Annotated in this window: 19 protein-coding genes; 11 read left to right on the plus strand and 8 right to left on the minus strand. The window is 74.5% G+C overall.

What is annotated here, in order from left to right; translation table 11 throughout:
- The first annotated feature begins 2 nt into the window (after window positions 1–2).
- The 11 genes from AC27IY_RS15050 to AC27IY_RS15100 all read left to right on the plus strand — a co-directional run bounded on the left by AC27IY_RS15050 (window position 3) and on the right by AC27IY_RS15100 (window position 9,762).
- Entirely contained in the window at window positions 3–620 is a 618-nt protein-coding gene (locus AC27IY_RS15050) for an ATP-dependent Clp protease proteolytic subunit (protein WP_423447296.1), read from the plus strand.
- A gap of 127 nt (window positions 621–747) precedes the next feature.
- Window positions 748–1,764: an Lrp/AsnC family transcriptional regulator gene (locus AC27IY_RS15055; protein ID WP_344206262.1), complete on the plus strand. Its 1,017-nt coding sequence runs from the start codon at window positions 748–750 to the stop codon at window positions 1,762–1,764.
- The gene (locus tag AC27IY_RS15060) at window positions 1,761–2,693 is read left to right on the plus strand and encodes a polysaccharide deacetylase family protein (protein ID WP_487178302.1); all 933 of its coding nucleotides are present in this window, start codon (window positions 1,761–1,763) and stop codon (window positions 2,691–2,693) included. The genes AC27IY_RS15055 and AC27IY_RS15060 overlap by 4 nt, the downstream gene beginning before the upstream one ends.
- Window positions 2,690–3,985, plus strand: a complete 1,296-nt coding sequence (locus AC27IY_RS15065) for an MFS transporter (protein ID WP_423471613.1) — start codon at window positions 2,690–2,692, stop codon at window positions 3,983–3,985. The genes AC27IY_RS15060 and AC27IY_RS15065 overlap by 4 nt, the downstream gene beginning before the upstream one ends.
- A complete protein-coding gene (locus tag AC27IY_RS15070) occupies window positions 3,982–4,752 on the plus strand; it encodes an SDR family NAD(P)-dependent oxidoreductase (RefSeq protein ID WP_423471611.1) in 771 nt (256 codons plus the stop codon). The genes AC27IY_RS15065 and AC27IY_RS15070 overlap by 4 nt, the downstream gene beginning before the upstream one ends.
- On the plus strand, window positions 4,749–5,744 hold the full coding sequence (locus AC27IY_RS15075) for a ketopantoate reductase family protein (protein ID WP_423447290.1): 996 nt from the start codon (window positions 4,749–4,751) through the stop codon (window positions 5,742–5,744). The genes AC27IY_RS15070 and AC27IY_RS15075 overlap by 4 nt, the downstream gene beginning before the upstream one ends.
- Entirely contained in the window at window positions 5,744–6,973 is a 1,230-nt protein-coding gene (locus AC27IY_RS15080; protein ID WP_423471609.1) for a M20 family metallopeptidase, read from the plus strand. The genes AC27IY_RS15075 and AC27IY_RS15080 overlap by 1 nt, the downstream gene beginning before the upstream one ends.
- 93 nt (window positions 6,974–7,066) lie before the next feature.
- On the plus strand, window positions 7,067–7,831 hold the full coding sequence (locus tag AC27IY_RS15085) for a sulfite exporter TauE/SafE family protein (protein ID WP_423471607.1): 765 nt from the start codon (window positions 7,067–7,069) through the stop codon (window positions 7,829–7,831).
- A gap of 44 nt (window positions 7,832–7,875) precedes the next feature.
- Window positions 7,876–8,850, plus strand: a complete 975-nt coding sequence (locus AC27IY_RS15090; protein ID WP_344206273.1) for a helix-turn-helix transcriptional regulator — start codon at window positions 7,876–7,878, stop codon at window positions 8,848–8,850.
- Between the two features lie 60 nt (window positions 8,851–8,910).
- Window positions 8,911–9,522, plus strand: coding sequence for a LysE family translocator (locus AC27IY_RS15095; protein WP_449954039.1), 612 nt, complete (start codon window positions 8,911–8,913; stop codon window positions 9,520–9,522).
- Between the two features lie 27 nt (window positions 9,523–9,549).
- Window positions 9,550–9,762: a hypothetical protein gene (locus tag AC27IY_RS15100; protein WP_329578318.1), complete on the plus strand. Its 213-nt coding sequence runs from the start codon at window positions 9,550–9,552 to the stop codon at window positions 9,760–9,762.
- Between the two features lie 22 nt (window positions 9,763–9,784).
- Here AC27IY_RS15100 and AC27IY_RS15105 read toward each other — a convergent pair whose 3' ends face one another.
- From AC27IY_RS15105 to AC27IY_RS15140, 8 genes are all read right to left on the minus strand, one after another.
- Window positions 9,785–11,923 carry a peptidase domain-containing ABC transporter gene (locus AC27IY_RS15105; protein WP_487178303.1) on the minus strand — a complete coding sequence of 713 codons (2,139 nt, stop codon included), beginning with the start codon at window positions 11,921–11,923 and terminating at the stop codon, window positions 9,785–9,787.
- On the minus strand, window positions 11,920–12,333 hold the full coding sequence (locus tag AC27IY_RS15110) for a hypothetical protein (RefSeq protein ID WP_487178304.1): 414 nt from the start codon (window positions 12,331–12,333) through the stop codon (window positions 11,920–11,922). Before AC27IY_RS15110 ends, AC27IY_RS15105 begins: the two co-directional genes overlap by 4 nt.
- The gene (locus AC27IY_RS15115; RefSeq protein ID WP_487178305.1) at window positions 12,318–13,313 is read right to left on the minus strand and encodes a TIGR04500 family putative peptide maturation system protein; all 996 of its coding nucleotides are present in this window, start codon (window positions 13,311–13,313) and stop codon (window positions 12,318–12,320) included. The genes AC27IY_RS15110 and AC27IY_RS15115 overlap by 16 nt, the downstream gene beginning before the upstream one ends.
- Complete coding sequence (locus tag AC27IY_RS15120) at window positions 13,310–14,299, minus strand: MvdC/MvdD family ATP grasp protein (protein WP_449954031.1); 990 nt, start codon at window positions 14,297–14,299, stop codon at window positions 13,310–13,312. The genes AC27IY_RS15115 and AC27IY_RS15120 overlap by 4 nt, the downstream gene beginning before the upstream one ends.
- Before the next feature lie 102 nt (window positions 14,300–14,401).
- A complete protein-coding gene (locus AC27IY_RS15125; RefSeq protein ID WP_344206282.1) occupies window positions 14,402–14,551 on the minus strand; it encodes a putative ATP-grasp target RiPP in 150 nt (49 codons plus the stop codon).
- Between the two features lie 124 nt (window positions 14,552–14,675).
- Complete coding sequence (locus AC27IY_RS15130; protein WP_487178306.1) at window positions 14,676–15,641, minus strand: GlxA family transcriptional regulator; 966 nt, start codon at window positions 15,639–15,641, stop codon at window positions 14,676–14,678.
- 9 nt (window positions 15,642–15,650) lie between these two features.
- Entirely contained in the window at window positions 15,651–16,100 is a 450-nt protein-coding gene (locus AC27IY_RS15135) for a hypothetical protein (protein ID WP_487178307.1), read from the minus strand.
- Between the two features lie 47 nt (window positions 16,101–16,147).
- Entirely contained in the window at window positions 16,148–18,277 is a 2,130-nt protein-coding gene (locus tag AC27IY_RS15140; protein ID WP_487178308.1) for an MMPL family transporter, read from the minus strand.
- Window positions 18,278–18,297: the final 20 nt, after the last annotated feature.

Here is an 18,297-nt window from a genome sequence, read left to right on the forward strand (position 1 = left end):
AGATGAGCGGGCGTTACGTGTTGCCGTCGTTCACCGAGCGCACCTCCTACGGCGTCAAGGAGCTCAACCCGTACAACAAGCTGTTCGAGGACCGGGTGATCTTCCTCGGGGCGCCGATCGACGACACCGTGGCCAACGACGTGATGGCGCAGCTGCTGACGCTGGAGTCGATCGATCCCGACCAGGACATCAGCCTCTACATCAACTCGCCCGGCGGGTCGTTCACGGCGATGTCCGCGATCTACGACACGATGCAGTACGTCCGGCCGGAGATCCACACCGTCTGCATCGGCGAGGCGGCCTCGGCGGCGGCCGTGCTGCTCGCGGCCGGCTCGCCGGGCAAGCGGGCCGCGCTGCCGCACGCGCGGGTGCTGCTGCACGAGCCGCACACCGAGGGCGGGCGCGGTCAGGGCAGCGACCTGGAGATCCACGCCAGGGAGATCCTGCGGATGCGCGACCAGCAGGAGGAGATCCTGGCCCGGCACACGGGGCGGTCGCCGCTGGAGATCCGCAAGGACATCGAGCGCGACCGGATCTTCACGGCCGAGCAGGCGCGGACCTACGGGCTGGTGGACGACATCTACGCCTCCAGGAAGCGGACCCTCGCGACCACCCGCTGATTCTCGTTCCCCCAAGGCGGCGCGCCTCCATGGCGCGCCGCCTTTGCCGTGCCTGAGGCCTCCGCAAGAGGGATAGCGTCATTTCTTTACTTGCGCTCGGGGGATTCCGTCAGTCAGCATGGTTCCCATGCAAGATGACGTCGAAGTCGATGAGCTGGACCGTGCCATAGCCGCCGCGCTCCAGCTCAACGGCCGGGCCCCCTGGAGCCTGGTCGCGCGGCTCGTGGGCGCGAGCGAGTCCACCGTCGTGCGCCGCGCCGCCGCCCTCGGCGAGCGCGGCCTCCTGCGCGTCATCGGCGTCGTCGACGTGCTGCGCTGCGGCCTCGGCGTGCCGGTGCTCAGCCGCTTCCGCTGCCGCCCCGGCACCACGTACGACGTGGCGGCGGCGATCGCGGCCCGCCCCGAGGCCAGGTTCGTGGCCGTCGTGTCGGGCAGTGCCGACTGCGTGGCCGAGTTCGTGGTGCCCACGCACGCCGCCATCGGCAGGGTGATGATCGCCGACGTGCCCGGGGGCGGCGACCGGGTCAGCGAGAGCGAGACGCACGCCGTCATGCGCACGTTCGTCTCCAACCACGACTGGAACCCGGGCGTCCTGGACGAGGCGGCCACCGCCGAGCTGCGCGACGCGGCCGAGCCGCCGTTCGAGGACTTCGTCGGAGAGGGCCCGCCGGACCGCCTGGACGAGCTGGAGCAGGCCATCGTCCAGGCGCTCGGCGAGGACGGCCGCCTGCCGTACAAGACGCTGGCCAAGATCGCCGGCAGCAGCGAGTCCACCGTCAAGCGGCGCGTGGAGTCCCTGGTGCGCCGCGGCTGCCTGCGCTTCCGCACCCTCACCGAGCCCGAGGTGCTCGGCTACGCGCTGGAGTTCATGCTCTGGCTGGAGGTCGAGCCCGGCCTGCTGGAACGCGCCGGCCGGCAGCTCGCCGCGCACCCCGGCACCCGCTACCTGTCGGCCACCACCGGCCGCTTCAACCTGGCCGCGCAGGTCGCGCTGCGCCACTACGGCGCGCTGTTCCGCTACCTCACCGACGACGTCGGCTCCCTGCCCGGCCTGCGGGCCGCCGACGTCACCCTCCAGCTCACCACGCTCAAACGCGCCTGGACCCCCACGCCGGCCGCACGATCAACGGAGAACCCCGCATGACCGCAACCCCCGACGCCCCGATCCCCGACGCCCCGACCCCTGACGTCTCGCAGCCCTGGCAGTGGGACGAGCAGACCTGGCGCGGCCACGTCGCCCGGGTGCGCGCCGGGCGCAGCCTGCGCCCCGGCTCGTGGCCGGGCGGCGCCCGCGCCGCCGTGGCCCTGTCCTTCGACTCCGACCACGAGACCATCCCGCTGCGCGACGGCGAGACCCGGCCGGGCAAGCTCTCCCAGGGCGAGTACGGCGCCCGCGTCGGCGCCCCGCGCGTGCTGCGCCTGCTGGAGCAGCACGGCATCCCGGCCTCGTTCTTCATGCCGGCCGTCTCCGCGCTGCTGCACCCCGGCGAGGTGCGCGACTACGTCGCCGCCGGCCACGAGGTCGCCATGCACGGCTGGATCCACGAGCGCAACATGCTGCTCAGCCCCGCCGACGAGCGCGAGCTGGCGTTCCGCGCCGCCGACACCCTGGAGAAGCTGTCGGGCACCCGCCCGGTCGGCATCCGCACCCCGTCCTGGGACTTCTCCGACCACACCCTGGCCATCACCCGCGAGCTGGGCCTGAGCTACGACTCCTCGCTGATGGCCGACGACGAGCCGTACGAGCTGCTGGCCGACGGCGAGCCCACCGGCGTCGTCGAGATCCCCGTGGAGTGGATCAGGGACGACGCCCCCTACCTGATGATGGACCGCTACGCGGCGCTGCGGCCGTACACGCCGCCGCGCCAGGTGGCCGGGATCTGGCGCGACGAGTTCGACGCGGCCTACGCCGAGGGCGGGCTGTTCCAGCTCACCCTGCACCCCCACATCATCGGCCACCGCTCCCGCATGGCGGCGCTGGCCGAACTGCTCGACCACATCGCCGCCCACCAGGGCGTCTGGTACGCCACCCACGCCCAGGTCGCCGAGCACGTCTGGAAGCACGCCCGATGAGCACCACCGCCACCGCCGCCCCGACCACCCGGCTCAACCCCGCGCAGCGCAAGGCCATCGTGGCCGGCGCCATCGGCAACACCGTCGAATGGGTGGACTGGGCGATCTACACCACATTCGCGTCGGTGTTCTCCGCCAAGTTCTTCCCCACCGGCGATGCGACCGCCGCGCTGCTGTCCACGCTGGCCGTCTTCGCCGTCGGCTTCCTCATGCGGCCGATCGGCGGGGCCATCCTCGGCGCGTACGGCGACCGCCACGGCCGCAAGAAGGGCCTGACGCTGACGATCTCGCTCATGGCGGGCGCCTCGTTCGTCATCGCGATCTGCCCCGGCTACGACACCATCGGCATCCTCGCCCCGATCGTGCTGGTCCTGGCCCGCCTGGTGCAGGGCTTCTCGGCCGGCGGCGAGTTCGGCACCTCCTCAGCGTTCCTGATCGAGTCGGCCGCGCGCGGCCGGCGCGCCTTCGCCGGGTCCTGGCAGCAGGTGTCCGTCGGCGGCGGCGTGCTCATCGCCTCCGCGCTCGGCTTCGTGCTCACCTCCACCCTCGACGAGGCGGCGCTGCACAGCTGGGGCTGGCGGGTCGCCTTCGGCCTCGGCGGGCTGCTCGGCCTGGTCGGGCTCTGGCTGCGGGTCTCGGTCCCGGAGACGGAGGCGTTCGCCAAGGCCGCCTCCTCCGGCCGCACCCGTCCCAATCCGCTGGTGACGATGCTGCGCGAGCACCCGCGCGCCGCCCTGCGCGTGGCCGGGGTGACCATCGCCGGGACGCTGATCTACTACGTGTGGGTCAGCTACATGCCCACCTACGCCCACGTCGCCACCGGCATCCCGCTCAGCCAGGCGCTGCTCGCCAACACCATCGCGGTGGTGATCTTCCTGGTGCTGCTGCCGTTCGGCGGGCTGCTGTCGGACCGGATCGGGCGCAAGCCCACGATGCTCGCCTTCGCGGTCGGGTTCCTGGCGCTGGCCTGGCCGGCGTTCCAGTTCCTCGACGGCGGGTTCGGCTCGCTGCTCGCCATCGAGATCGTCGGCATGGTGCTCATCGTCGGCTACTCCGCGAACTGCGCGGTGATCATGGCCGAGCAGTTCCCGGCCGAGGTGCGCACCACCGGGATCGGGCTGCCGTACGCGCTGTCCGTGGCGATCTTCGGCGGCACCGCCCCCTACGTCACGACCTGGCTGGCCTCCAACGGCCACCGCGACCAGGTCTGGCTGTACGTGGCCGCCGCCGCGCTGGTCGGCGTCGCCGTCTACGCCACGATGCCGGAGACCAAGGGCAAGGAGCTGACGTGAGCGAGCACATCCTGGTGACCGGGGCGGGCGGCGGCATCGGGGCCGCGATCTGCGAGCTGTACGCCGGGCAGGCCCGCGTGACCGCCGCCGACCTGCGCCCCGAGCCGCTGGCCGAGCTGGCCCGGCGCACCGGGGCCGCGGTGCTCACCGCCGACCTGGCCGACGCCGAGGCCGCCGAGGCGCTGGTCGGGCGGGCCTGGGAGGCGTACGGGCCGGTCGACGTCGTGGTCAACGCGGCCGGCATCTACCCGGCGACGCCGTTCCTGGAGATGACCGCCGCGCAGTGGGACCGCGTGCAGCACGTCAACGTGCGCGCCCCCATGCTGATCACGGCGGCGTTCGGCCGGGCCTGCGCGGCGAGCGGCCGCAGCGGGTCGGTGGTCAACATCGCCTCCGGGGCCGCGCTGCGCGCCCGCCCCGGCGCGGCGCACTACTGCACCTCCAAGGCGGCGCTGGAGATGCTGACCAAGGCCGCCGCCGTCGAGCTCGGCCCGCTCGGCGTGCGCGTCAACGCCGTCAGCCCCGGCTTCGTCACGGTGGACAGCGCCGCCAACCCGGTCACCGAGGAGTACGCCGCCGCCGTCTCGGCCAACCCCCTCGGCCGGCGCGGCCTGCCGCCCGACGTGGCGCGGGCGGTGCGCTGGCTGGCCGGGCCGGAGGCGGAATGGGTGACCGGCGCGGTGCTGCGCGTCGACGGAGGGGCCTCGGCGGGCACGACCGCCCTGCCCCTGCACTGGACGGGAACGAGCGAGGTACAACAACCATGACCTACACCGTTGTGGGCGGCGGCGCCATCGGCGGCACCATCGCCTTCCACCTGGCGAGAGGCGGGCACCGGGTGCGGCTCGTGGACGCCGACGCCGCGCACGTGGCCGCCGTCCGCGAGCGCGGCCTGGTGCTGCGCAGGGCCGGCGGCGACGAGCGGGCCGAGGTCGACGCCGCCACCCCCGATGAGACGTCAGGGCCGCTGACGAAGGTGCTGCTGTGCGTCAAGGCCCAGGCCACGGCGACCGCCACCGCCTGGATCGCGCCCCGCCTGGCCCCCGGCGGCTACGTCGTATCGGTCCAGAACGGCCTCAACGAGCCGCTCATCGCCGGGCACGTCGGGCGGGAGCGGGTGATCGGCGCGTTCGTCAACCTGTTCGCCGACGTGGTCGAGCCGGGCGTGATCCGCGACGGCGGGCCGGGGGCGTTCGTCATCGGCGAGCTGGACGGCTCGGCGAGCCCCCGCGTCGACCACCTGGTGGCCGACCTCGCGCCGCTCGGCGCCAAGGCGACCGGCAACGTGCTCGGGCACCTGTGGTCCAAGCTCGGCTTCGGCGCCATGCTGACCGCGACCGCACTCGCCGACGCCCCCATGGCCGACCTCATCGACCGGCACCGGCCGCTGATGCACGCGCTGGTGGCCGAGGTGTTCGCCGTGGCCGGGCGGCTGGGGCTGCGGCTGGAGCCGTTCGACGCGTTCGAGCCCGCCGCCTATCTTCCCGAGGCCCCCGAGCGGGTACGTGAAGAGGCGACGGACCGTCTGACGGCATGGCTGCGCACGCAGCCGAAGGACCGCAGCGGCATCTGGCGCGACATCGCCGTCCGCCACCGTCCCGTCGAGGTTCACGACCACTACCGTGCCGTCCTGGCCGAGGCAGAGGCCGGGCAGGTGGACACGCCGCTGCTGCGCGGTGTGCTCGCCCGCCTGGCCGACGTCGAGGCCGGACGCGCGCCGATGGGCGAGGAGCACCTCGCCGCGCTGGAGGGCGCCTGATGACCACGCAGAACGAGGCGGCGAACGAGGAGAGCGACAAGGAGGGCGTCGCGGTGAAGCTGCGCGACTGGATCGGCGGGCATCGCGAGGACCTGCTCGCCGACCTGGCGGCGTACGTGTCGCTGGAGACGCCCAGCAACGACAAGGCGCTGCTGGACGCGGGCCTGCGCTGGCTCGACGGCTGGCTGGAGGAGCGGCTCGGGCCGCCGTCGGCCACCCACAGGGTGGACGGCGGCGCGAGCGGCGGGGCCGGGGGACGCGGCGAGCCCGCCGTGTACGGTGACGCCCGCGTCAACGACTACCCCGGCCACGGGGACGCGCCGGTGCTGCTGCTGGCCCACTACGACACGGTCTGGCCCGCCGGGACGCTGGCGGGCTGGCCGTTCACCGTGGACGGCGACCTCGCCACCGGCCCTGGATCGTTCGACATGAAGGCCGGCCTGGTCCAGCTCGTGTGGGCGCTGCGCGCGCTGGACGCCGCCGGGCTGCCGCGCCCGCCGGTGCGGCTGCTGCTCAACGGCGACGAGGAGATCGGCAGCCCGCTGTCGCGCCCGCTCATCGAGGAGTCCGCCAAGGGCGCCGCCGCGGTGCTCGTCTTCGAGGCGAGCGCGGACGGGGCGCTGAAGACCGCGCGCAAGGGCGTCGGCATCTTCCACCTGTCCATCACCGGCGTCGAGGCGCACGCCGGACTCGAACCGGCCAAGGGCGCGAGCGCCATCGACGAGCTGGCCAGGGTCGTGCGCCATCTGCACGACCTCGCCGACCCCGACGCCGGGACCACGCTCAACGTGGGCGTCGTCTCGGGCGGCACCGGCTCCAACGTGGTCGCCGGGGCGGCCCACGCGGAGGTGGACGTACGGGTGGCCAGCCAGGCCGAGGCCGCCCGGATCGGGGCGGCGCTCGCCGCGCTGCGGCCCCACGACGAGCGGGCCTCGTTCGAGCTGCGGGGCGGCTGGAACCGGCCGGTGATGGAGCGCGGCCCCGGCACCGCGCGGCTGTTCGGCCTGGCCCGCGAGGTGGCCGACGGGATGGGGATCGAGCTGCGGGAGTGCGCGGTGGGCGGGGCCAGCGACGGCAACTTCGCCGCCGCGCTCGGCGTGCCCGTCCTGGACGGCCTCGGCGCGGTGGGCGACGGGGCGCACGCCCGGCACGAGCACGTGAGCGTCGGCGGAATGCTGGAACGGTCCGCGCTGACCGCCGGCCTGCTCCACGCCCTGGCCGCCGGCTGATCCCGGAGGGGCCCGGATGGGCCCCTCCGTCACCAGCCGAAGGGGCACTTGTACACTCTTGGGGTTTCTCGGGGGAAATCGGGGGAGTGGCGCGTGCCGCTGGAGCAGATCCTGGTGCTGCTGGCCGCGGCGGCCGCCGCCGGCTGGGTCGACGCCGTCGTGGGCGGGGGCGGGCTCGTGCAGCTGCCCGCCATCATGATCACGGGGCTGCCGCCCGTGGAGGCGATGGCGACCAACAAGCTGTCGTCGGTGTTCGGCACCGCCTCGGCGGCCGTGGCCTACGCCCGCTCGACCAAGGTCGACCGGCAGGTGGCGCTGCCCGGAGCCGGGCTGGCGGTGCTGAGCGCGGGACTCGGCGCCTGGGCCGCCGCCGCGATCTCCACCGAGGTGCTGCGCCCGGCCGTGATGGTGGTGCTGCTCGGCGTGGCCGCGTTCGTGACCCTGCGGCCCTCGCTCGGCGCCCTGCCGCAGCCGCAGCTGCGGACCGACCGGCGGGTCGTGGCCGCCATCGCGGTGGCCGGCGTGGGCATCGCCTTCTACGACGGGATCATGGGGCCGGGCACGGGAACGTTCCTCATCATCGCCTTCACCACCATCCTCGGGCTGGACTTCGTCTCCGCGTCGGCCTCCGCGAAGATCATCAACGTGGGGACGAACATCGGCGCGCTGCTCGTCTTCGGCCTCCAGGGGCACGTGCAGTGGGCGCTCGGGCTCGGCATGGCGGTGTGCAACGTCGCCGGCGCCCAGCTCGGCGCGCGGATGGCGATCAGGCGCGGTGCGGCCTTCGTCCGGGTCGTGCTGCTGTGCGTGGTCGTCGCCATGGTGGCCAGGCTCGGCTGGCAGCAGTTCGCCGGCTGACCTTTTTCCTCCTGAACACGGCAAGGGGGCGGCAATACAATGGAATGGTGCGTGCCAGCCGGTTGCTCTCGCTGCTCCTGCTCCTGCAGACGCGGGGCCGGATGACCGCGCCCGAGCTGGCCGCCGAGCTGGAGGTCTCGGTCCGCACCGTCTACCGCGACGTCGAGGCGCTGTCGGCGGCCGGCGTGCCGGTCTACGCCGACCGCGGCCCCGCGGGCGGCTACCAGCTCCTCGACGGCTACCGCACCAGGCTCAACGGGCTGACCGCCGAAGAGGCGTCCTCGCTGTTCCTGGCCGGGCTGCCGGGACCGGCCGCCGAGCTCGGGCTGGCCGACGTCGCCGCCACCGCCGAGCTGAAACTCCTCGCCGCGCTGCCGCCCGAGCCCCGCTCGCACGCCTCGCGCATGCGCGAGCGGTTCCTGCTGGACGTGCCGAGCTGGTACCGCTCCGGCGACGACGTGCCGCACCTCGGCGAGGTCGCCGAGGCGGTGTGGGACCAGCGGCCCATCCACATCACCTACCGGCGGTGGGGGCAGAAAGAGGTCGACCGGGTGGTCCACCCCTACGGGCTGGTGCTCAAGGGCGGCTCCTGGTATCTCGTGGCCGCGCCGCCCGGCGGCCCGCCCCGCACCTACCGGGTCGCGCGGGTGCTGACCCTGGAGACGCTGCCCGGCCGTTTCCAGCGGCCCGAGGGCTTCGAGCTGGCCGCGTTCTGGGCCGGGTACGCCAAGGAGTTCCGCGAGCGGATGTACACCGCCGAGTGCGTCGTCAAGCTCGCGCCTGGGCGGGGGGAGCTGCTGGCGTACACGCTGGGCCGCGACGTCGTCGAGACCGCGCTGGCCGCCGCCGGCGAGCCCGACCCGGAGGGCTGGCTCACGCTCACCCTGCCCGTCGAGTCGATCACGCACGCGCGCTGGCTGCTGCTGCGCATGGGCGCCGACGTCGAGGTGCTGGAGCCGCCCGAGCTGCGCGCCCTCATGCGCGAGGCCGTCGCCGAGCTGCACAAGCTCTACGGCTGACCGGACCGCGGCCGGAAAAGGGGCGGCGCGGGACCGTCCGGCTCTGTCACGATGCCCGCCATGCACCTACTCGCGTTCGCCGGCGCGTGCGTCCTGATCGCCATGGTCCCCGGGGTCAGCACCGCCATCATCCTGCGCCAGACCATCCGCTCCGGCCGCGGCGGCGGCCTCGCGGCCACCCTCGGCAACGAGACCGGCATCCTGCTGTGGGGCCTGGCCGCCGCGTTCGGGCTGTCGGCGCTGCTCGTCGCCTCCCAGCTCGCCTACGACGTCATGCGCGTCGCCGGCGCGGCCGTCCTGGTCGTGATGGGCGTGCAGGCGCTCCGCCAGGCGCGCAAGGGCGCCCCGGCCCCCGAGGTCGCCACCGCACCAGGACGGCGGGCCGCCTACCTCGCCGGGCTCGGCACCTGCCTGGCCAACCCCAAGGCGGCGGTGTTCGCGCTGTCGTTCCTGCCGCAGTTCGTCCCGCAGGGGCAGGAAGGGCCCGCCACCCTCGTCACCCTCGCCGTCGTGTGGGTGCTCATCGACCTGCTCTGGTACGCCCTGCTCATCTGGGCCGTCGCCAGGGCCGCCGACTGGCTCGGCCGGCCCGCGGTGCGCCGCCGCCTGGAGCAGATCTCCGGCGTCGTGCTCATCGGGCTCGGCGTCCGGCTGGTCGCCGAGTCCCGGTGACGACCGGCCTGGACTACCTTTAGGGGCATGAGCGACGACCTGGCGACCCTGATGCGGCAGACGCAGGACGACGACCCCCTGCTGGCCCTGCGGGCCACCACCGCGCTGCGCCGCGAGCTCGAACGCCTGGAGGCCGGCCAGGTCCGCCGGGCCCGCGTCGCCGGGCTCGCCTGGTCGCAGATCGCCGACGCGATCGGGGTCAGCAAGCAGGCCGTCCACAAGAAGTACGGCCGCCGCTGACCGCTCTCCTCACCGGGCCCCCTCACCGGCTCGCGCTCTGGGCCGCCACCAGGCGGGCGTACCCGCCGCGCAGCGCCAGCAGCTCCTCGTGCGTGCCGCGCTCCACGACCCGCCCCCGGTCCACCACCAGGATGAGATCCGCGTCGCGGACCGTGCTCAGGCGGTGGGCGATGACGATCCTCGTCTGCGCGAGGCCGCCCAGGTTCGCCTCGATGGCGGCCTCGGTGGCGCTGTCGAGGTTGCTGGTGGCCTCGTCCAGCAGCAGCACCTTGGGGCGCGGCAGCACCGCGCGGGCCAGGGCGAGACGCTGGCGCTGGCCGCCCGACAGCCCGCCGCCGTCGGTGAGCATCGTCTCGTACCCCATGGGCATGGCCATCACCTCCTCGTGCAGCTCGGCCAGGCGGGCCGCGGCCACCACCCGCTCGAGGGGCGCGGCCGGGTCGTTCAGCGCGATGTTCTCCCTGATCGAGCCGTTGAACAGGGACGGGTCCTGGGTGACCACGCCGAACTGGCGGCGCAGCGTCCGCAGGTTCAGCTCACCGGCCGGGACGCCGTCGTAGCGGATCTCGCCCTCCACCGGCAGGTGCAGCGCCAGCAGCAGCCGGGCGAGCGTGGTCTTGCCCGAGCCGGACGCCCCCACCAGCGCCACCTTCTGGCCGGGCCGGATGGTGACCGAGACGTCCCGCACCGTCCACGGGCTGCGCGGGTCGTGACGGAAGCTCACCCCGCGCAACTCGATCGCGCCGCGCAGCCGCAGCACCTCGATGCCCTCGCTCGGCTCCGGCTCCGAGGCCAGGATGTCCGACAGCCGGTCGAAGTGCGCGCCCGCCTGCTGCAGGCTCTGCAGCCCCGTCATGAGGGAGCCGAGCGGGGTCAGCGCGGCCAGGGCGATCGCGTTGAGCGCGATGAGCGCGCCCACCGTGAGCTGCCCGTCGAGCACCCGCCAGGCGCCCAGCCACAGCAGCCCGAGCGGCGCCATCACCCGGATCGCCGCCAGCGACGACTCCAGCAGGCCCCGGGTCAGCCCGGTGCGCACGTCCGCGTCGACCTGCCTTGCGAAGTACGCCGACCACTGCTCCACCGCCCGGCGTTCGGCCCCCGACGCCTTCAGCGTCTCGATCCCGTTGATCGTCTGGATGAGGCTGCCCTGCGAGGCCGACAACGCGTTCAGCTCCTGCCGGGTCAGCGTGGCGACCCGGCCGGCGGTGACCAGCATGAGGACCGTCTGCACCACGGCCACCCCGGTCAGCGCCAGCCCGAAGACCGGGTCCCACAGGTAGACCACCACCAGGTAGCCGACCGCGAGCGGCCCGTCCAGCAGCGCCGCCACCACCTGGCTGGTGAGGATGTCGCCGAGCTGCGCCACGCTGGCCGCCCGGGTCACCAGGTCGCCCTTGCCGCGCTGGGTGAAGTACCGGTACGGCAGCGCCACCAGATGCTTGACCACCCCCTCGGTCAGCTCCTGGTCGGCCCGCGCCCGCACGGCCACGAGCAGCGCGCTGCGCAGGTAGCCGATGGCGAGCTGGGCCGCGCCCGCCAGCAGCACCGCGCCGCCCAGTAGCGTCAGCACCTCCACGCCCCGCGACGGGACGATCAGGTCAAGCAGGAGCTGGGAGAACAGCGGCAGCGCCAGCCCGAGCACCTGCAGCAGCAGCGAGGCGGCCACGATCTGCGCCAGCAGGCCCTTGCGCCGCCGGAACAGCGTCCGGACGAACTCCCTGCGCCAGGCGCTCGCCATCGACGTCGTGCCGCGCTCGAACCCCTCGCCGGGCTCGAACACCAGCAGCACGCCGGTGAACCCCGCGCCGAACTCCTCGGCGGTCATCCTGCGGCGGCCCGTCGCCGGGTCCACGACGTCCACGCGGTCCGGCGACCAGCGCTCCACCACCACGAAGTGGCTGAACTCCCAGTGCGCCACCGCCGGGAGCGGCACGCGGGCCAGGTCCTCGGGGGCCAGGGAGAAGGCGCGGGCCTTGAGCCCGTGCTCGCGGGCGCCGTCCACGATGGCCTTGGCGCTCAGGCCGTCCCTGCCGACCTGGAGGCGTTCGGCGACCTCGTGGAGGGTGACGCGGCGGCCGTGATGGCACAGCACCATCGCCAGGCACGCGGCGCCGCACTCGGTGGTGGTGTTCTGCAGGATGACGGGCAGGCGGCGGATCACGCGGCGGCTCCCGCGGCGCGCAGGGTCAGCACGGTGAGGACGACGGCGGCCGCGAGGATCGCCATCACGATCAGCCACAGCACCAGGAACGACGGGCCGCCCACCGTGGGCCCCGTCTCGGCGGGGCCCCGGCCGGCGGCCCTCCTCCGTAACGCCTCCTCCCGGTAGATGCCCCGCCCGCCCGTCCCGGGCCGCGCGCCTTGAGGAGCGGGGGCCGGAGCAGGGGGAGAGGGCGGCGAGGCCGGGAGTGGCGGGGGAGCGGGGGCCGGAGCAGGGGGCGAGGGCGGCCGGGCTGAAGGCGGCGGGGCCGGGGGCGGCGGGGCCGGGGGCGTCGGGGACGGCGGGGCGGCGTGGCGGGGGTGGTGGAGGGGACGGGTGGCGTCGTACGGGTCGCTCATGACCAGTGCCATTCGACCTTGGCGGCCGCGCGCCGCTCCGCCAGCCACCGCCCGAACGCCGCCCGCCCGGCCGCCGCCAGCGTCTCCGGGTCGTCGCCCGCGGCGGTCCTGGACAGCACGGCCCCGGTCAGGAACTCCCTGGAAGCCAGGGGCACCGGTCCCACGACGTCGCCGGGGGCCGCGCCGCGCAGCGCCTCGGGAAGCTCGTGCTCCCAGCGGGTGCCCACCGTCACCACCGCCTCCTCGTGCCCGGCCGCCGCGCCGGCCAGCTCGCCGGCATCGGCCGCGACGACCTGCGCCGGCCCGGTCACCCAGACGGCCCGCACCCGCGCGAAGTCCGCCCGGTGCGCGGCCAGGTGCCGCGGGGCCAGCTCGGCCTCCTTGTCCGCGCGGAAGCGCCGCCGCCGCGCGATCCCGGCGAGGTAGGACTCGAACTGCTCGCCCGACATGCCCGCCGCCGCCATCCAGGCCAGCGTGGCCGCCCGGTCGTGCAGCCCGCGCCCCCGGCGGAACGCGTCCGCCGTCGCCTGCAGGTCCGCCGCGCTCACGGGCACGTCGTCGCCGCCGGCCTCGTCCAGGGCCGCCGCCAGCAGGCACTGGTCCACGATCTCCTGGTACGGCGAGGCGTCGCCCCTCGACAGCGTCCGCAGCATGGTCAGCGCCTGCGACACCGACACGTGCACCCCGTCCACGCTGACGAGCTGCCCGGCCGCCCAGTGCGTCGAGTGGTCGACCAGCCACGGCACCCCGTCCTCGGCGGGCGCGGTCACCGCCACGGTCCCGCCGCCGGGGTGGTCGAGGAGCAGGTCGTAGTCCACCACCGGCGTCCCCGGCCGCTCGTCCACGACGAGCTGCGCCGCGACCGCCGGATGCCGCGCCGCCCATTCGCGGGCCGCCGCCCGCGCGGCGGACACGGCGGAGCGGCGGCGCGGCAGCGAGCGCAGCAGCTCCACCCCCGACTCCAGGGCCTGCGCGAAGGCGCTTCCCGTCACGGTTTCCCTCCATCCATCAGCCAGGCCGCGATCGTGTCGCTGACCGGCAGCCCGGCCCACAGTTCGACGAACCCCCACGCGCCGTTGGAGTTCAGCTCCAGGAACACGTACTCGCCGCCGGGCGTGACGATGAGGTCCAGGGCGGCGTAGGTGAGGCCGACGTCGGCGACCAGCCGGGCGCAGCGCCGCGCCACGTCCTCGGGCAGCTCGTGCGGCCCGTACCGGACGCGGTCGTTGTCGTAGTGCCGCCAGTCGTCCCGGGCCGTGGCGGAGGCGGAGACGTCGATCTCGGCCGCGAGCGCCCGCTCGCCGACCACGATGACGCGCAGCTCGACGGCCTTGTCCACGTACGGCTGCAGGATGACGGGCTCGTGCCGCAGCCGGTGCCGCGAGGTCAGGTGCCGCCGCCCGACCACGGTCGTGTACGCCCGGTGCGGCTCGCCGTCGATCCTGAACCGTTCGGCCGCGATCTGCTTGGCCACCAGGCGTCCGCCCGCGGCCTCGTACGCGGGCGCGAGCCGCGCCGGGTCGTTGGTGTAGATCGTGTCGGGCACGGTGAAGCCGAGCGCGGCGGCGCGCGCCAGGTGGAAGACCTTGTTGTGCGCGCGCAGCTCGTCGGCGCGGGTGCCGGGCAGCCAGCGGGCGCCGAGCAGGCTCCACACGCCGTCGAGCATGACCTCGGCCTGCAGCCGGGCGTGCTCCCGGTGGCTGTCCTCGCTCACCTCCGCGGCCGCGCGCGGCCCGCTCGGCCGGCTGCGCCACACCGCGGTGACCTCCGACAGGTCCACGGTGTGCTCGCCGGTGTCGAGGAGCAGCCGCCGCCGGTCGCCGGCGAGCTCCGCGGTGATCCGGCTCGCGCCGGGGAAGTCGCCGTTGTCCCACCAGAGCACGGGTACGCCGGGCCCGTCGTCGCCGAGCAGCCGGGCGCCGCGCCGCAGCAGCGCGCCCAGCACCTTCTCGGCGGCGCCGTCCCCGCGCGCGCTCATGATCATTATCACTGCCGGTCCCGTCCAGAACGTCCTCACGAAAGAGCGCGGTGGGACGTCGCCGTCCCACCGCGCGGTTCAGCTATCGGCTCTCGCCGGATCTCAGATCAGCCACCACTCGTAGGGCACGTCGTCGAGGGTCCAGGCGCTGGCGGTCCACTCCTTGCGCCGGCCGCCGGCCACCTCGCCCAGCTCGGCCTGCGAGAGCTCGGCCCCCTCGAACGGCAGATCGTCGATCGTGATCTTCGACATGACTCACTCTCCTGGCCGCGTCACCGCGGCCCTCCGGGTTCCCGGCGCCCAGGGTGAGCGCCGGTCGTCCCGAACGTTAGGGATGAGCACTTGAGACTGACTTGTGATCCACTACGGGTCCTTCTCAGTGGCCGCCGTGGACCTGGCGGTAGCGGGAGGGCGCGATGCCGTACCTGGTGGTGAACGCCTGGCGGAGGGTCTCGGCGGAGCCGAAGCCGCAGCGGGCCGCGACGGCCGGCATCGGCAGGGACGTGCCGGCCAGCAGGTGGGCGGCGGCCTCCAGGCGGGCGTGCCTGACGTACTGCGCGGGTGTGCGGCCGAGATGGGTGAGGAACAGCCGGGTCAGGTGCCGGACGCTGATCCCCGCGCGGGCGGCCAGCGCGGCGGCGGACAGGTCGTCGTCGAGGCAGGCGAGGACGTGCTCGACCACGCCGCGCACCACGTCGTTGCCGGGCGGCGGCGCGGCCGTGAAGATGCTCATCTGCGCCTGGTTGCCGGGGCGCTGCAGGTAGATCACCAGGTGGCGGGCGATCAGCCGGGCCATCTCGGCGCCGTGGTCCTCCTCGATCAGCGCGATCGACAGGTCCAGCGCGCTGGTCACCCCGGCCGAGGTGATGAGGTTGCCGTCCCGGATGTAGATGGGGTCGGCGTCCACGGTCACCTCGGGGTGGCGGGCGGCCAGCTCGCCGGCGTAGCGCCAGTGGGTGGTGACGCGCCGCCCGTGCAGCAGGCCGGCGGCGGCCAGGATGCCCGCGCCGGTGCAGATGGAGGCGATGCGGCGGCTCTCGCGCGCCAGCCTGCGTACGTGGGCGACGATCAGCGGGTTGCCCGCGGCCTTCTCGTGCCCGAGACCGCCCGAGACGAGCACGGTGTCGAACGGGCCGGTGGCGCGCTCCAGCGGGTGGCCGCCCTGGAGGCTCAGCCCGGTGGGCAGGCTGATGGAGTGGCCGCCCGGCGTCAGCAGCTGGGTGCGGTAGGGGACGCGGGCGCGGCCGTACTCGCTGACCATGCCGAGGCTCGTGGTGACGCAGGCGATGTCGATCAGCTCGGCGCCGTCGTAGCCGACGACGGCGACCCGGCGCACGTCCATGAGACGAATCTAGTTCGCTTTCCCGGCGGAAGCGGCGTAACGGCTCATGACCGGGTCCACGGCGACCCGGACCGGCCGGCACACCGTCTGCCCGTGCTCACGGAACAGCACGTCCCGCGCGACGAACCGGCCGAGGTCGGCCCGTACGTGCCAGAAACGGCCGTCCACCAGCAGGCCCCTGACCCGGGTGGGGATGCCGCAGGCCCGGGAGACGGCCTCCAGCACCGCCAGGCGCTGGCTGCACGAGCCCCGGGCGCGGAGCAGGGTGCGGGACGTCGGCTGCTCGTCGTCCAGGGCGTACACGGGCCGCACCCGTGCGGTGATGAGCCGGTGCGCGGCGATCAGCAGGTCACGTCCCGCCGCCCCGGCCGCGCGGGCCTCGGCGGCGAGCGCGAGCACCCGCGGATGGCCGTGGTCGAGGATCGGCGTGGCGGCCAGGTACGGCGACAAGTCGCTCATGGAACGGGAGCATAGGGACGCTCCCGCCCCTGGAGAAGGGCGGCGTCTCAGGGACGGCGCTCGTCGTCCGAGCGGGCCAGGGCGGGCACCTTCGCCGGGTCGCCGGCTCCGGCGTCGGCCCGCCGGCCGAGGCGGCTCGGCCACCAGGCCCGGCCGCCGAGCTCCCGCACCAGCGCCGGGACCAGCAGCGACCGCACCACCAGGGTGTCGAGCAGCACGCCGAACGCCACGATGAACGCGATCTGCACCAGGAACGACAGCGGGATCACCACCAGCGCGGCGAACGTGGCGGCCAGCACCACGCCCGCCGAGGTGATCACCCCGCCGGTGGTGACCAGGCCGCGCAGCACGCCCTCCCGCGGCCCGTGGCGCCCGGTCTCCTCGCGTACGCGGGACATGAGGAAGATGTTGTAGTCCACGCCCAGCGCGACCAGGAAGACGAACCCGTACAGCGGGACGGAGGCGTCGCTGCCGGTGAAGCCGAACAGGTGCGTGAAGACCAGCGCCGAGACGCCGAGCGTGGCGAGGAAGTTCAGCGCCACCGTGGCCACCAGGAGCAGCGGCATCACCAGCGAGCGCAGCAGCAGGACCAGGATGAGCAGGATGATCACCAGCACCACCGGGACGATGATGAGCGTGTCCTCCCGCGCGGTGTCGGTCGTGTCCAGGCGCTGCGCCGTGTAGCCGCCGACGATGGTGCCCTGCTCGCGGTCGAGGGCGGCGCGCAGGCGGGCGACCGTGTCGAGGGCGGCGTCGCTGTCCGGCGCGTCGCGCAGCGTGGCCTCGACGAGCACCTTGCCGTCCACGACCGTGGGGGCGCCGCCCGGCCGGCCGCCCGCGCTGACCGCCTCCGCCTCCGACACGCCTCTGACGGCCTCGGCCGCGGCCACCACGTCCTCCACCCGTTCGGCCGGGGCGACGATGACGGCCGGCTGGCCCGAGCCGCCGGGGAAGTGCTCGCCGAGCGTCGCCTGGGCGGCCACCGAGGGGGTCTCGCCGACGAAGGTCTCGTCGAGGGGCACGCCCCGCGCCTCCAGCTGCGGTGCGAGCAGGGCGAGCGCGGCCAGCGGCAGGACGGTGGCGACCCAGAGCCGGCGCGGGCGGCGGTCCACCCAGCCTGCGACACGGCTCCAGATCCCGCTCGCCCCGGCCTCCGCCGAGCGCGGCCTGGCCGGCCACAGGGCGGCCCGGCCCAGCAGGACGAGGGCGGCGGGCAGGAACGTCAGGGCGCTCAGCGCGGCGCAGGCGATGCCGATCGCGCCGACCGGGCCGAGTGCCTTGTTGTTGGTCAGGTTGCTGAGCAGCAGCGCCAGCAGGCCCAGGGCCACGGTGGCGGCGCTGGCGAGGATCGGCTCGACCGAGCGGCGCAGCGCCACCTGGCCGGCGGCGTGACGGTCGCGGCCGGCGGCCAGCTCCTCGCGGAAGCGGGCGGTCAGCAGCAGCGCGTAGTCGGTGGCCGCGCCGATCACGAGGATGGACAGGATGCCCTGGACCTGGCCGTCGACGCGGACGATGTCGCGGTCGGCCAGGACGTACACGACGGCGCAGGCCAGGCCGAGCGCGAAGACCGCGCCGACGATGATGACCAGCGGCAGCAGCACGCTCCGGTACACCGCGAGCAGGATGACCAGCACGGTCACCAGCGCCACCAGGAGCAGCAGCCCGTCGATGCCGGCGAAGGCGCCGGCCAGGTCGGCGCGGGAGGCGGCGGGGCCGGCGAGCTGCGCCCGCAGCCCGTCCACGGCCGCCGCGTCGCCGATCCGGTCGAGGGCGTCGCGGAGCTCGGAGCCGGAGAGCTCGGGGTTGAGCTGGACGACGCCCTGCAGGGCGCGCCTGTCGTCGGAGGGGAAGGCGGGGGAGGGCGTGCCGGCGACGTCCCGCGCGCCCTTCAGCGCGGCGATCGCCCGGGTGGCGGCGGCCTGCTGCGCCTCGGTGAGGGTGGCCTCGCCCCCGCCGGCCGTCCACACCACGATGACCGGCTGCGCCTCGCCCTGCCGGAACTTCTCCTGCTCCTCCAGCACCCGCGTGGACTCCGCGCTCTGGGGGAGGAAGGCGGCCTGGTCGTTCGTGGACACCTCGCCGAGCTTGCCGGCGAACGGCCCGAGGCCGCCGCCCACCGCCAGCCATACCAGCACCAGCAGCGCCGGGACGAGCCAGCGGACATGCCGCCGCGCCATCGTGATCACCTCTCCGTCAC

This window comes from Nonomuraea sp. B208 (genome assembly GCF_057536035.1).